Origin of the sequence: Streptomyces sp. N35 (assembly GCF_016464295.1) — a bacterium.
Taxonomy (GTDB): domain Bacteria; phylum Actinomycetota; class Actinomycetes; order Streptomycetales; family Streptomycetaceae; genus Streptomyces.
This window is the reverse complement of record NZ_JAEIMH010000080.1, coordinates 10,547-24,235: the sequence shown is the minus strand read 5'-3', so window position 1 is coordinate 24,235 and position 13,689 is coordinate 10,547. Positions and strand designations below refer to the sequence as shown.

Here is a 13,689-nt window from a genome sequence, read left to right as displayed (position 1 = left end):
GGGGGGGGTGCGGGGGGGGGGGGGGGGGGGGGCGGGGGGGGGGGTGCCGGGGGGGGGGCGGGGGCGGCGGGGGGGCGGGGTTTCCCGGGGTTTCTGAGGGCTCCTATTCGTCGCCCTCAGCACCCACAGCATCAGACGCTCGCGTGCTCCAGCGCGTCCGATCTCGCCTTGGAGCGTGCCCTGCGGGCCGGACCGCGCCAGCCGCAGGTGCAGTGCGCGGTGCAGAACTTGCCCTGCTCGACCGTGCTGGTGTGGTGGACCGCGGCCGGGTCGGGTTCGCCAGGGGGTGGAGGCTTTTGTTGCACGTTTCAACCGTAGCCGCCCACGGCCCATGCTCAAGGCCCGTGACGGGGACCGGCACTGGTCGTTAAGCGAAGCACAAGGGGGCCCGCGTACGGACGGCCAGTGTTGGGGGTAGGCAGGCGATGGTGGTGCAGCAGCTCGAGAAGCGTCGCAGCGGCAGGAGCCGGCGCTTCCTGGCCGCTCCGGTGGGCGCGGGACTGGCCTGTCTTGTCCTGGCCACGGCGGGGTGCTCCCCGGGTGGTGCCGCCGCGGACGACGCGGGCGGCGATCCGCACCAGGCCCTGCAGCAGGCGGCCGACGAGCTGGTCCTGGCCGGCACGGCCCGTGCCCGCACCTCGATGGAGATGGCCTCGGGCGGCACCCGGGTCACGATCCGCGGCTCCGGCACATACGACTTCGTACGCCGCGTCGGCGAACTCAGGGTGCAGCTGCCGCAGGACCCGGCGGGCGTCGAGCCGCAGGGCCCGATCACGGAGATGCTCGCGCCCGGGGCGCTGTACATGAAGAACCGGGGCGCGGGCGTCCCCGCCGACAAGTGGGTCCGTATCGACACCACGACACTCTCCGACGGAAACCTCGTCACCGGCGGTGCCACCGACCCGCTCACCGCCGCCGAACTCCTGCGCGGCGCACGCTCGGTGGAGTACGTGGGGCCCGCGGAGGTCGAGGGTGTCGCGGTGCGGCACTACCGAGGCGTGGTCGATCTGGCGCGTGCGGCGGAGCTGGCACCCGAGGAGAACAGGGCGGTGCTGCGGGCGGCGGCGAAAGGGTTCACCAAGGACACCGTGCCGTTCGACGCCTACCTCGACGACGAGGGGCGGCTGCGCAAGATCCGCCATGAGTTCAGTTTCGCCAACGGGCAGACCGAAGGCGGCAGTTCAGGCGGCGCTTCAGGGGCGCCCGCCGGTTCCGGTTCAGGACACGGGAAGGCGGTCGCGGTGATGTCGACGACCTGGCTGGACGCGTTCGGGACGAAGGCGGCGGCGAAGCTCCCCGAGTCCGGCGACATCTACGCGGGCAAGATCGCACAGGGCTGAGCTCCCGGCCGGAACCGGATGGCGGACGGCCCGAACGAGCTGCCAGGCGGCCCGAACGGACTGCCCGGCGGCCCGAACCCGCTCCCGCCTGGCGCGAACCCGCCATCGGGCGGCCGGAACACATCCCCGCGTGGCCCGAACCCGCCTTCGCGGGGCCCGATTTCACGACCCGAAATGGTCCGTACGTGCCATGCGCGTTCCGTAGACCGCTCCCTACTCTAGGAAGTCGGGACTCGGGCAGTCGGAGGCTCTGCGGAGGCTGCGCGGAGCCGGGGCCCGGGAGAGCCGACGCTTGGGAATCTGCGACCGCCGACGGCGGAAAGAGGTGATGTACGTGGCTCCGGCCCAGGGCAGGGGAGCGGTTCAGGACCACGTCGCCCTCGCCGAGATCGAGCTGTGCGGCGACCTCATCATCGCGGCATCCGCCGCGGACGAGGAGCGGCTCAGCGCGGACCGGATCGACGAGGTGCTCGGAGTGGTGGGGGACGTGTTCGGACAGGCCGAGAGGGAGGGGTAGCCGGGACGTGTCGAGGTCACACCCGGCACCACCCGAACCTCACGTACGCAGCAGCCGGGCGATCGCCTTCGTCGCCTCTTCCACTTTCGCGTCGATCTCCTCGCCGCCCTTGAGCGCCGCGTCCGCGACGCAGTGCCGCAGATGCTCCTCCAGGAGCTGCAGGGCGAAGGACTGGAGGGCCTTGGTCGAGGCCGAGACCTGGGTGAGTATGTCGATGCAGTAGACGTCCTCGTCGACCAGGCGCTGCAGACCGCGGATCTGGCCCTCGATCCGGCGCAGCCGCTTGAGGTGCTCTTCCTTCTGCTTGTGATACCCGTGCACCCCGCGGTCGTGGTCCGTCACCACGGGTGCGGGCTCGGGCGTGGTGGCGCCGGCCTCGGTGGTGGTCATCCCGTCCTCCTCATCGCGTATCCCCGATTCTCCCGGACTCCTCCGGCAGCTCCCGAGATACCCCTGGTGGGTATATGGTACTCGACACGCCCGTATCGGCCAGGGCTCTCGCTCCCGCCGTATCCCGCCCGTCGCCCGGCCTTCGTCCGGGGGTCACTCCCCGGCCATACCCCGGCGAGGCCCCCGTCATGGGAGGGCCAGTGCTGATCACTGTGCCCGATGGGCGACACTGGGGAGCGGCCGGTTAGCCGTGGCCGGTTGATGCGCCTAGCATCAGCCTCACCGAACCCGAAGCACCCCGAGGACCCCACGTGCGTTTTCGTCTGACCCCCAGGGAGACGAGCTTCTACGACATGTTCGCGGCTTCCGCGGACAACATCGTGACGGGCTCGAAGCTCCTCATGGAACTGCTCGGGGCGGATTCCTCCGCCCGGGCCGAGATCGCAGAGCGTATGCGGGCCGCGGAGCACGCGGGAGACGACGCCACGCATGCGATCTTCCACCAGCTGAACTCCTCGTTCATCACGCCCTTCGACCGCGAGGACATCTACAACCTCGCGTCCTCGCTGGACGACATCATGGACTTCATGGAGGAGGCCGTCGACCTCGTCGTCCTCTACCAGGTCGAGGAGCTGCCCAAGGGCGTCGAGCAGCAGATCGAGGTGCTCGCCCGCGCCGCGGAGCTGACCGCCGAGGCCATGCCGCACCTGCGGACCATGGACAACCTCACGGAGTACTGGATCGAGGTCAACCGTCTCGAGAACCAGGCCGACCAGATCCACCGCAAGCTGCTCGCCCAGCTCTTCAATGGCAAGTACGACGCCATGGAGGTGCTGAAGCTCAAGCAGATCGTCGATGTGCTCGAGGAGGCGGCCGATGCGTTCGAGCACGTCGCCAACACCGTGGAGACCATCGCGGTCAAGGAGTCCTGAGGCTTCGTGGACACCTTCGCACTGGTCGTCACCATCGGTGTCGCCCTCTTCTTCACGTATACGAACGGCTTTCACGATTCCGCGAACGCCATCGCCACATCGGTCTCCACGCGTGCCCTGACGCCTCGTGCGGCGCTCGCCATGGCCGCGGTGATGAACCTGGCGGGTGCCTTCCTGGGCAGCGGGATCGCGAAGACCGTTTCCGAGGGCATCATCGAGACGCCGCACGGCAACAGGGGCATGTGGATCCTGTTCGCCGGTCTGGTCGGCGCGATCGTCTGGAACCTCATCACCTGGTACTTCGGCCTGCCCTCGTCGTCCTCGCACGCCCTGTTCGGCGGACTCGTGGGTGCGGCCCTTGCCGGCGGGATCGGGGTGATCTGGTCCGGTGTGATCGAGAAGATCGTCATCCCGATGTTCATCTCGCCGGTCGTCGGTCTGATCGCGGGCTATCTGGTGATGGTCGCGATCATGTGGATGTTCCGGAAGTCCAACCCGCACAAGGCCAAGCGCGGCTTCCGTATCGCGCAGACGGTGTCCGCGGCCGGTATGGCGCTCGGGCACGGTCTGCAGGACGCGCAGAAGACCATGGGCATCGTGGTGATGGCCCTGGTCATCGCCGATGTCGAGGCTCCCGGGGACCCGATTCCGATCTGGGTGAAGGTCTCCTGCGCGGTGATGCTGTCGCTCGGCACGTACGCGGGTGGCTGGCGCATCATGCGCACGCTCGGCCGGAAGATCATCGAGCTTGATCCGCCGCAGGGTTTCGCGGCCGAGACGACGGGCGCGGGCATCATGTTCACGACCGCGTTCATCTTCCACGCGCCGATCTCGACGACGCACGTCATCACGTCCGCGATCATGGGTGTGGGGGCGACGAAGCGGGTCAACGCGGTGCGCTGGGGTGTCGCCAAGAACATCATCCTGGGCTGGTTCATCACGATGCCGGCGGCGGCGCTGGTGGCGGCGTTCAGCTTCTGGCTCGTGAACCTGGCGTTCCTGTAGCGCCTGCGCTTTCTGTACGGCTACGGGCCGGTCCTTCCGACGGGGAGGACCGGCCCGTTTGCTGTGCAGACGGGGTCAGCGGTCCTCGGGGAGGAGACGGAACGCGGTGTGGCCGGTGAGGGGGCGGATCATGCGGAAGTGTCTGTCCGAGGTGAATTGCACGTCGGTGCCATAGGCAGCGGCAAGCGCGACGTTCATGGCGTCAGTCAGCCCTACGCCTTTGCCGCCGTCCGCGTCCCGGTAGCCGTCGGCGACAGCGAGTGCGGTGCTCAGGTGCGGGGCGACGTCGGGGACGGAGAACTTGCGGCGGGCGGCGTACGTCTCGATGAACCGTCCTGCGGCGAGCGCCGCCTGTACGCCGCTGCGGCGGCTGAGCATGTAGTCGAGTTCGGCGATCACCAGGGGAGAAACGACAAGGTGCTCGATCTCGGTGAGGGCGTCGGCATGCTCGCGATGCCCGGCGAACGAAGGTGAAAGCAGTCGGATGAGAGCGTTGGTGTCGGCGATGGCGATCACAGGCCGTCCTCGCCCATCCCTTCGAGGAGGGCTTGCATCTCCTCATTGGTCATGTCCGGGCCGAGATCGATCTGGGGGAGCTCGATGGGTCCGATGGGCCCAGGCGGAAACGCGGGAACAGTCGTGTGGTCTATGGGGACGATCCGGGCGACGGGGCGCCCGTTGCGCGTGACGGTGATCTCCTCGCCGCGCTCGACCCGGTCGAGGAGCGCCGAGGACTGCTGATTGAGCTCGCGTGCCGTGGCTTCCATGTAGGACATGGTATTACGCCGACGGGGCCGGCGTCGGCCGTACGAGAAAGAGGGCCCGCCCTCCCCGTAAAAGGGAAGGCGGGCCCGGGCCGTGCGGTGGCACCGCCATGCAGCACCGCGCGGCAGATCCGGAGTCGGCCTAGCCGAAGCGGCCGGAGATGTAGTCCTCGGTGGCCTGCACGGACGGGTTGGAGAAGATGCGCTCCGTGTCGTCTATCTCGATGAGCCGGCCGGGCTGGCCGACCGCCGAGAGGTTGAAGAACGCGGTGCGGTCCGAGACACGGGCCGCCTGCTGCATGTTGTGCGTCACGATGACGATCGTGAAGCGCTCCTTGAGCTCGCCGATCAGGTCCTCGATCGCGAGGGTCGAGATCGGGTCGAGGGCCGAGCAGGGCTCGTCCATGAGGAGCACCTGCGGCTCGACCGCGATGGCGCGGGCGATGCACAGACGCTGCTGCTGACCGCCGGAGAGGCCGGAGCCCGGCTTGTTCAGACGGTCCTTGACCTCGTTCCAGAGGTTGGCGCCGCGCAGGGACTTCTCGACGACCTCGGCCAGTTCGGCCTTCTTGTAGTTGCCGTTGAGGCGCAGGCCCGCCGCGACGTTGTCGAAGATCGACATGGTCGGGAACGGGTTCGGGCGCTGGAAGACCATGCCGATCGTGCGGCGCACGTTCACCGGGTCCACGGCGGAGGCGTACAGGTCCTCGCCGTCCAGCATGACCTTGCCCTCCACGCGGCCGCCGGGGGTGACCTCGTGCATACGGTTCAGGGTCCGCAGGAAGGTCGACTTGCCGCAGCCGGAGGGGCCGATGAAGGCCGTCACCGAGCGGGGCTCGACCGTCATCGAGATGTCTTCGATCGCCTTGTGGGATCCGTAGTAGGCGGTCAGTCCGCCGACGTCGATTCGCTTGGCCATTTCAATCACTGCTTCTTTCGGAAGGTCTTGCGAGAGGGGTCGCTGAGCGGCTCCGTGCGGAGCCTCCTGGCCGCGTCAGCGGCCCGTCTTGGGGGCCTTCCAGCGGGCGATACCGCGGGCCACCAGGTTGAGGACCATGATCAGGATGATGAGGGTGAGGGCCGCCGCCCACGCCCGGTCGTACGCCGCGGGGGAGCCGGCGCTGTTCGCGTACTGCTGGTAGATGTACAGCGGCAGCGAGGCCTGCGGGCCGTCGAACGGGTTCGTGTTGATCAGCGGGTTGCCCCACACCAGGAGCAGCACGGGGGCCGTCTCACCGGCGATACGGGCCACCGAGAGCATTACACCGGTGGTGATGCCGCCGATCGAGGTCGGGAGCACCACCTTCAGGATCGTGCGCCACTTCGGGACACCCAGGGCGAGGGAGGCCTCGCGCAGCTCGTTCGGTACGAGCTTGAGCATCTCCTCGGTGGAGCGGACGACCACCGGCATCATCAGGATTGCGAGGGCCATGGCGCCGGCGAAGCCGGAGTAGCCCATGTCCAGGATCAGGATCCAGAAGCTGAGGATGAACAGACCGGCGACGATCGACGGGATGCCCGTCATGACGTCGACGAAGAACGTGACGGCCTTGGCGAGCTTGCCGCGCCCGTACTCGACCAGGTAGATCGCGGTCAGCAGACCGACCGGGACGGCCATGAGGGTCGCGAGACCGACCTGCTCCAGGGTGCCGATCAGGGCGTGGTAGATACCGCCGCCGACGTCGGTGTCCGCGAGGACGCCCATCGAGGTGGTCAGGAAGTAGCTGTCCAGGACCTTGATGCCGCGGGCCACGGTCTCCCAGATCAGGGAGACCAGCGGGATCACGGCGAGCAGGAACGCGACCCAGACCACGCTGGTGGCCATCCGGTCCTTGGCCTGCCGGCCGCCCTCGATCTTGGCGGCCAGGAGGTAGGTCACCAGGAGGAACAGGATGGAGGCGATCAGGCCCCACTGGATACGGCTGTCGAGGCCGCCCGCGAGACCGATGCCGCAGCCCACGGCGATGGATCCGGCCGCGATGACATACGGGGCCCAGCTGGGCAGGCGCGCTCCCTGGAGGGTGCTCGCCGGCTGCTTGGTGTCGATGACGTGGCTCATGCGTTGGCCCCCGAGTACTCCTTGCGGCGGGCGATGATCGCGCGGGCCGCGCCGTTGACCAGAAGCGTGATGACGAAGAGCACCAGACCGGACGCGATCAGCGCGTCACGGCCCTGCACGGTCGCCTCGGAGAACTTGCTGGCGATGTTCTGGGCGAAGGTGCCGCCGCCCGGGTCCAGGATGCTGGTGTTGATGAGGAAGCTCGGGGAGAGCACCGTGGCGACGGCCATCGTCTCGCCGAGCGCGCGGCCGAGGCCCAGCATCGAGGCGGAGATGATGCCGGAGCGGCCGAAGGGCAGGACCGACATCCGGATGACCTCCCAGCGGGTCGCGCCGAGCGCGAGTGCCGCTTCCTGGTGCATCTGGGGGGCCTGCTTGAAGACCTCACGGCTCACGTTGGTGATGATCGGCAGGATCATGATCGCGAGCAGGATGCCCACGGTGAGCAGCGAGCGGGGGGCGCCGCCCTGCCACTCCAGGATCCCGGTCCAGCCGAAGTAGTCGTTCAGCCAGCTGTAGAACCCGGTCAGGTGCGGCACCAGGAAGAGGGCGCCCCACAGGCCGTAGACGATGGAGGGCACCGCGGCGAGCAGGTCGATCACGTAGGCGATCGGACCGCTCAGCTTGCGCGGCGCGTAGTGCGTGATGAAGAGCGCGATACCGACGGCGATCGGGACCGCGATGAGCATCGCGATGATCGACGAGATCACGGTGCCGAAGGCGAGGACCGCGATACCGAAGACCGGCGGGATGGAGTTGGCGTCCCACTCGAACGTCGTGAGGAAGTTGCCCTCGTTCTCGGAGAGGACGATCGAGGCGCGGTAGGTCAGGAAGGCCGCGATGGCGGCCATGATCAGCAGGAGCAGGATGCCGGAGCCGCGGGAGAGACCGAGGAAGATCCGGTCACCGGGGCGGGTGGCACCGCGCGAAGCGGCCTTGTGCGAGACGGGCGACGAGGCCTTCAGGTCCTGCGGCGGTGGGGGAGGTGCGGTGGTGGAAGGTGATATGTCCATGGGATTCTCCGGTCTGCGGAGCGCGCCCTGCTTGTTGCGGGCTGCTCCTGGAGCGGCAGCGTGTGCCGCTGCTCCTGGCGGCGGGGCACCGGACGGGGCGGCGGGGGGTCGCGGTGTGCGCCCGCCCGGCCGCACTCGGTTCCATTAGCTCAGGGCGGCGATGGTCTCGCGAACCTTGGCGTTGATCTCGGCCGGGATCGGGGCGTAGCCCTGCTCCTTCAGCTTGGACTGGCCGTCCTCGCTGGCGGCGTAGCCGAGGAAGGACTTGGTGGCGGCCAGGGTCTCGGCCTTGTTGCCCTTCTCGCAGACGATCTCGTACGTCACCAGGGTGATCGGGTAGGCACCCTCGGCCTTGGTGGCGTAGTTGAGCTCGAGGGCGAGGTCCTTGCCCTTGCCGACGACCTTGGCGTCGGCGATCGCCTTGGTGGCGTTGTCGACGGTGGCCTCGACCGGGGTGCCGGCACCGGTGTCGATCGCGACGGTGTTGATGCCGTCCTTGGCGTAGCTCAGCTCCATGTACGAGATCGAGCCGGAGGTCTGCTTCACCTGCTGGGCGACACCGGAGGAACCCTGAGCGGACTGGCCGCCCTTGGGCTCCCAGGCCTTGCCCGGCTCGTACGGCCAGGCGTCGGGCGCGGCGGCCTTCAGGTACTTGGTCAGGTTGTCCGTGGTGCCGGACTCGTCCGAGCGGTGGAAGGCCTGGATCTTGGTGTCCGGGAGCTTGGCGTCGGGGTTCAGCTTTTTGATCGCCGCGTCGTCCCAGTTGGTGATCTTGTTGTTGAAGATGTCCGCCAGGGTCTTGGCGTCCAGGACCAGGTTGTCGACACCCGGAACGTTGTAACCGACCGCGATCGGGCCGCCGACCATGGGCAGGTCGATGGCCTGGCTGTCCTTGCAGACCTTCGCGGACTCGGTGAGCTCCTCGGGCTTGAGCGCGGAGTCGGAGCCGGCGAACGCGGTCTGGCCCTGCAGGAACGCGGTGACACCCGCGCCCGAACCCTCGGGCTTGTAGTTGATCTGCACGCCCTTGCAGGAGGCCGTGTACTCCTTGATCCAGGTCTGGATCGCGTTGGCCTGTGCGGAGGAGCCGTTGGCCAGGAGCTGGCCCTTGGCGTCCTCGCACTTGATGTTCGAGTTGGCGGCGGGCGCGCTCTCGTTGCCGCCGGCGCCGCCGCTGGTGTCGTCCGAGCCGCACGCCGTGAGGGCCAGGGCGCCGGAGACGGCGAGAGCACCGAGGGTGAGGGCCCGCCGGTTCATGCGCTGAAGCTTCACTTCGGGAGTTCCTTCCAGGAGCCGCCGTCTGTGGCAGCGGCGTGCGATGTCGTACGTGACGTATGAGGTCTGTGCGGCCCGCTGGAGGGCCCATGCCTTGGGAATGTCCAAGCATCTCGGTGGGCTGCCGGCCGTTTTTCGCCAGCGACACGCACCGTGTACAGCCGAAATTAGGCAGGACAGGTGAAGCGGCCGATGGTCGAGAGTGAACGGCAGGTGAACCTAGGCAGTCGGTGTGGTTAGGTCACGGCCGGATTACGACGGAATCGGCACACCGGGTGTACTGGGTCACATCTGGGAGTGGGGCGGGTGCGCGTCCGGGGGGTGCGCGGAGGTCCCGTGGCGGGGCAGCCGGCCGTCCGTCAGCGCAGTGAGCCGAGCAGCCCGAGAAACTGGTCGATCAGCGTGCGGTCCCGGGGCTGGGTCACCCGGGAGCGGGCCGCCGCGGCGGAGAGCCAGAGGATGCGGTCGACCTCACGGTTGGGCGCGAAGTGCCCGGCCGTCGCTTCCGCCGCCCAGTAGTGGACGACTTTCGGCCGGCCGCCCGTGAAATAGCTGACCGAGGGGAGGCGGGGGCCGGGTGTGCAGGTGTGGCCCGTTTCCTCCTCGACTTCGCGCAGGGCGCCCTCGAGCGGGTCCTCGCCGCGCTTGAGCTTGCCTTTCGGGTGCGACCAGTCGTCGTACTTGGGTCTGTGGACGAGGCAGATCTCCAGTGCCGGGGGCGACGAATAGGAGCCCCCGGAACCCCGGGATGCATCACTTCCAAGCCGCTCACCACGCGTCCGGCGCCACAGCACGCAGCCCGCCGCCCGGACCAGCTCGGACTCGGGCCCGTTCACGGCAGGCTCACCGCCGAACCGGATCCTGACCGCTGCCAAGCCCCCTTGAAGGCGAAACGTGCGGCCTCGACCTCATGGCGCTGGTCGGCGTGCAGGACGCCGAGCGCGTAGGCCGTGGCCGGGGCGATACGGGGGGTACGGGCCGCAGAGGACGCGGCCGCCGCCGCTTCGGCCGCGTCACGGTGCCGGTCGAGCGCGCGGCTCGCGGTGAGCAGGCGCGGGTCGAAGTCCCGTATGCCCAGAGCCTCTTGGGCGTAGCGGTGCAGCCTCAGGAGCAGCCGGGCCTGGTGCCAGGGGGCGTCCTGGGTCTCGGGTGCGGTCTCGGCGGACAGGCCGTGCACCAGCGCCTCGGCGTTGTACGGATGCCCTGCCCGTACGAGAGGCAGGGTCTGCACGGCGTCGGCGAGGCGGGCCTCGACATCGGCCGCGAACGGGGCGAGCCGGTGCGCCGCCGCGTCCCTGCGCAGCGGGACGTCGCTGGCCAGGACCGCGACGTTGTCCGCCACCGCGTGGAAGCGGGACGAGCCGAGCGCCTGGAGCGCCGTGGAGTGGGCGCGGGTGCGGGCAAGCGTGAGCTGGCGGTCGAGCAGCGCTCCCGCCTTGGCGGCGCCCACCGTGAGCTGGCCGGTGGGCGATGCGGAGGCCTGGGCCGGGACGGGCGCGGTGGAGCCCGCGAGCCGCTGCAGTGCGGTCAGCAGGCGGTCGAGCCGCTCGGTGCAGGCGTGCTCGCGGGCCAATGTGCCCGAGAGCCAGGCGAGTTCGGTACGGAGTTCGTCCGACCAGGTCGCGTCGAGGAGCGGCCGGAAGGTGTGCAGGGTGCCGCTGATCCGGCGGGCCGTGCGCCGCAGCGCCATCGCCGGGGCCGAGGCGTCCTCGACGCCGCTCTCGCGGTGCTGGCGCAGCGCCCGCAGGAAGTCGGTGGCCTGTCCGCGCAGATAGCGGGCGAGGTCCTCGGACCCGCCGGCCACGGCGGGCGGCCCGCCATCCGCGGTGGACGGCCTGCCACCCACGGCGGACGGCCGTCCGCCCGCAGTGGACGGCCTGCCACCCACAGCCGTCGGCCCACCGTCCATGGACATCGACCGGGAGCCCCCGCCCAGGGGCTCGCTGCGGTCAGGGTTTCGCTGAGCCACGCCGGCGCCTCCGCGCGTCGATGAGCATCTCCTGCACGTTGCGCAGGGGCTGTCCTTCGGAGTCCAGGGCATGCCGGGTCCAGTCCCCGTCGGGGCCCAGGTGCCAGGACGAGGTGGTGTCGGACATCCCGGTCCCCAGGAGCCGGTTGAGTGCTGCCCGGTGGGCCGGGTCGACGACCCGGACGAGTGCTTCGATACGGCGGTCGAGGTTGCGGTGCATCATGTCGGCGCTGCCGATCCACACCTCGGGCTCGCCGCCGTTGCCGAAGGCGAACACCCGCGAGTGCTCCAGGAAACGGCCGAGGATCGAGCGGACCCGGATGTTCTCGGAGAGCCCCTCGACGCCGGGCCGGATCGCGCAGATCCCGCGGACCCAGATGTCCACCGGCACGCCCGCCTGCGACGCGCGGTAGAGCGAGTCGATGAGCGCCTCGTCGACGATCGAGTTCACCTTGATACGGACATGCGCGGGCCGCCCGGCCCGGTGGTGCTTGACCTCGTCGTTGATCCGCGAAATCAGGCCGTCCCGCAGGGACTTGGGGGCGACGAGGAGCCGCCGGTAGGTCTCGCGGCGCGAGTAACCGGAGAGCCGGTTGAAGAGGTCGGAGAGGTCCGCGCCGACCTGCGAGTCGGCGGTCAGCAGCCCCAAGTCCTCGTACAGACGGGCCGTCTTGGGGTGGTAGTTGCCCGTGCCGACGTGCGAGTAGCGGCGCAGGGTGTCGCCCTCCTGTCGGACGACGAGCGACAGCTTGCAGTGGGTCTTCAACCCGACGAGCCCGTATACGACATGACAGCCCGCCTCCTCCAGCTTGCGGGCCCACTTGATGTTGGCCTGCTCGTCGAAGCGCGCCTTGATCTCGACGAGGACGAGCACCTGCTTGCCGGCCTCGGCGGCCTCGATCAGGGCGTCCACTATCGGCGAATCGCCCGAAGTCCGGTACAGCGTCTGCTTGATGGCGAGCACGTCGTCGTCGTTCGCGGCCTGCTCCAGGAAGGCCTGCACGGAGGTCGAGAAGGAGTCGTACGGGTGGTGGAGCAGCACATCGCGCTCGCGCAGCGCCGCGAAGATATCGGGCGCGGACGCGGACTCCACCTCGGCGAGGTCGCGGTGCGTACCGGCCACGAACTTCTGGTACTTGAGCTCGGGGCGGTCGAGGGACGAGACGTTGAAGAGACCGGTCAGGTCCAGGGGCCCCGGCAGCGGATAGACCTCCGCCTCGGAGATCTTCAGCTCGCGGATCAGCAGATCCAGTACGTAGCGGTCGATGGACTCCTCGACCTCGAGCCGCACCGGCGGCCCGAAGCGGCGCCGCATGAGCTCCTTCTCCAGGGCCTGGAGCAGGTTCTCGGCGTCGTCCTCCTCGACCTCGAGGTCCTCGTTGCGGGTCACGCGGAACATGTGGTGCGCGCGCACCTCCATGCCCGGGAACAGCTCCTTGAGGTGCGCGGGCGCCGAGATCACGTCCTCGATGGGGACGTACCGGCCGGGCGAGGCCTCCAGGAAACGGTTCAGCAGCGGCGGCACCTTGACCCGCGCGAAGTGGTTGTGGCCGCTGACGGGGTTGCGGACGACGACCGCGAGATTCAGCGAGAGCCCCGAGATGTACGGGAAGGGGTGCGCCGGGTCCACGGCGAGCGGGGTGAGGACCGGGAAGATCCGCTGCCGGAACAGGGTGAAGAGCCGCGCCTGCTCCTTCTCGGTGAGGTCGTTCCAGCGGACGACCCCGATGCCCTCCTCGGCGAGCGCCGGGCCGACGTCCTCCTGGAAGCAGGCGGCGTGCCGGGCCATCAGCTCGCGGGTGCGGTTCCAGATCAGGTCCAGGACCTCACGGGGCTGCAGTCCGGATGCGGACCGGGTGGCGACTCCGGTGGCGATACGGCGCTTGAGGCCGGCCACGCGGACCATGAAGAACTCGTCCAGGTTGCTCGCGAAGATCGCCAGGAAGTTGGCGCGCTCCAGAAGGGGGGTGGCGGGGTCCTCGGCCAGTTCGAGCACCCGCTCGTTGAACGCCAGCCAGCTGCGCTCACGGTCCAGGAAACGCCCCTGCGGCAGCTCGGCGCCCTCGCCGTCCTCCTCGTACGCATCGAGATCCGCGTCGATGTCCGGTTCGAGGTCCGAGACCGCGGCGGCCACGGTGTGCGGCCGGTGCGCGGCTATGGAACCGACGGAGGGCTGGGCGTGCACGGGCACCTGGGGCGTGTTCATGTACTCATTGTTCCGTGTCGGAGCGATTCCAGCCGCCGCGATACGGGGTGTGGGGGAGGTGGTCGGGCTCTCGGCGGGGGCCTGCATCCCCTGAGCGTCGCAAGGCAGTCTGAATCGTCGGTTACGGCGACATGACGTGCAGGACATCGTGGGGCGAAGCCCGGGGGTGCCGGGCCCCCCCGGGGGCCCTCCCGCGCCGCGCCCCCCCCCCCCCGCGGC

The 13,689-nt window shown here is 69.3% G+C and carries 15 protein-coding genes; 4 read left to right on the top strand and 11 right to left on the bottom strand.

From position 1 onward, the window contains the following. Positions 1-131 precede the first annotated feature (131 nt). The gene (locus tag JAO81_RS32870) at positions 132-305 is read right to left on the bottom strand and encodes a hypothetical protein (RefSeq protein WP_199551627.1); all 174 of its coding nucleotides are present in this window, start codon (positions 303-305) and stop codon (positions 132-134) included. A 120-nt stretch (positions 306-425) separates the two neighbouring features. Between JAO81_RS32870 and JAO81_RS32865 the strand changes: the two genes are divergently transcribed. Next, a complete protein-coding gene (locus JAO81_RS32865) occupies positions 426-1,340 on the top strand; it encodes a hypothetical protein (protein WP_199551626.1) in 915 nt (304 codons plus the stop codon). Between the two features lie 328 nt (positions 1,341-1,668). Next, a complete protein-coding gene (locus JAO81_RS32860; RefSeq protein ID WP_199551625.1) occupies positions 1,669-1,857 on the top strand; it encodes a hypothetical protein in 189 nt (62 codons plus the stop codon). 39 nt (positions 1,858-1,896) lie between these two features. Here JAO81_RS32860 and JAO81_RS32855 read toward each other — a convergent pair whose 3' ends face one another. Further along, positions 1,897-2,247, bottom strand: a complete 351-nt coding sequence (locus JAO81_RS32855; RefSeq protein ID WP_165333941.1) for a metal-sensitive transcriptional regulator — start codon at positions 2,245-2,247, stop codon at positions 1,897-1,899. Positions 2,248-2,558: 311 nt separating this feature from the next. Between JAO81_RS32855 and JAO81_RS32850 the strand changes: the two genes are divergently transcribed. Together JAO81_RS32850 and JAO81_RS32845 are read left to right on the top strand one after the other, a co-directional pair. Continuing rightward, positions 2,559-3,179 carry a DUF47 domain-containing protein gene (locus JAO81_RS32850; protein WP_052582416.1) on the top strand — a complete coding sequence of 207 codons (621 nt, stop codon included), beginning with the start codon at positions 2,559-2,561 and terminating at the stop codon, positions 3,177-3,179. A 6-nt stretch (positions 3,180-3,185) separates the two neighbouring features. Beyond that, positions 3,186-4,184 (top strand): inorganic phosphate transporter, encoded by a 999-nt coding sequence (locus JAO81_RS32845; RefSeq protein ID WP_199551624.1) that lies wholly within the window; start codon positions 3,186-3,188, stop codon positions 4,182-4,184. A 75-nt stretch (positions 4,185-4,259) separates the two neighbouring features. On the opposite strand, the gene JAO81_RS32840 is transcribed toward JAO81_RS32845, so the two are convergent. The 9 genes from JAO81_RS32840 to JAO81_RS32800 form a co-directional block, all read right to left on the bottom strand. Next, positions 4,260-4,700, bottom strand: a complete 441-nt coding sequence (locus JAO81_RS32840; protein WP_199551623.1) for a PIN domain-containing protein — start codon at positions 4,698-4,700, stop codon at positions 4,260-4,262. Beyond that, on the bottom strand, positions 4,697-4,951 hold the full coding sequence (locus JAO81_RS32835; protein ID WP_199551622.1) for a type II toxin-antitoxin system Phd/YefM family antitoxin: 255 nt from the start codon (positions 4,949-4,951) through the stop codon (positions 4,697-4,699). The genes JAO81_RS32840 and JAO81_RS32835 overlap by 4 nt, the downstream gene beginning before the upstream one ends. 139 nt (positions 4,952-5,090) lie before the next feature. Further along, entirely contained in the window at positions 5,091-5,867 is a 777-nt protein-coding gene (gene pstB / locus JAO81_RS32830; RefSeq protein ID WP_199551621.1) for a phosphate ABC transporter ATP-binding protein PstB, read from the bottom strand. Positions 5,868-5,942: 75 nt separating this feature from the next. Continuing rightward, on the bottom strand, positions 5,943-7,007 hold the full coding sequence (gene pstA / locus JAO81_RS32825) for a phosphate ABC transporter permease PstA (RefSeq protein ID WP_199551620.1): 1,065 nt from the start codon (positions 7,005-7,007) through the stop codon (positions 5,943-5,945). Continuing rightward, positions 7,004-8,020, bottom strand: coding sequence for a phosphate ABC transporter permease subunit PstC (pstC, locus tag JAO81_RS32820; protein WP_199551619.1), 1,017 nt, complete (start codon positions 8,018-8,020; stop codon positions 7,004-7,006). The genes pstA and pstC overlap by 4 nt, the downstream gene beginning before the upstream one ends. 144 nt (positions 8,021-8,164) lie before the next feature. Beyond that, the gene (gene pstS, locus JAO81_RS32815) at positions 8,165-9,292 is read right to left on the bottom strand and encodes a phosphate ABC transporter substrate-binding protein PstS (RefSeq protein WP_199551618.1); all 1,128 of its coding nucleotides are present in this window, start codon (positions 9,290-9,292) and stop codon (positions 8,165-8,167) included. Positions 9,293-9,654: 362 nt separating this feature from the next. After that, positions 9,655-10,131, bottom strand: a complete 477-nt coding sequence (locus tag JAO81_RS32810; RefSeq protein ID WP_199551617.1) for an NUDIX hydrolase — start codon at positions 10,129-10,131, stop codon at positions 9,655-9,657. Then, positions 10,128-11,141 (bottom strand): CHAD domain-containing protein, encoded by a 1,014-nt coding sequence (locus JAO81_RS32805; RefSeq protein ID WP_307813989.1) that lies wholly within the window; start codon positions 11,139-11,141, stop codon positions 10,128-10,130. Before JAO81_RS32805 ends, JAO81_RS32810 begins: the two co-directional genes overlap by 4 nt. A 103-nt stretch (positions 11,142-11,244) precedes the next feature. Continuing rightward, positions 11,245-13,470 (bottom strand): RNA degradosome polyphosphate kinase, encoded by a 2,226-nt coding sequence (locus JAO81_RS32800; protein ID WP_199551616.1) that lies wholly within the window; start codon positions 13,468-13,470, stop codon positions 11,245-11,247. Positions 13,471-13,689: the final 219 nt, after the last annotated feature.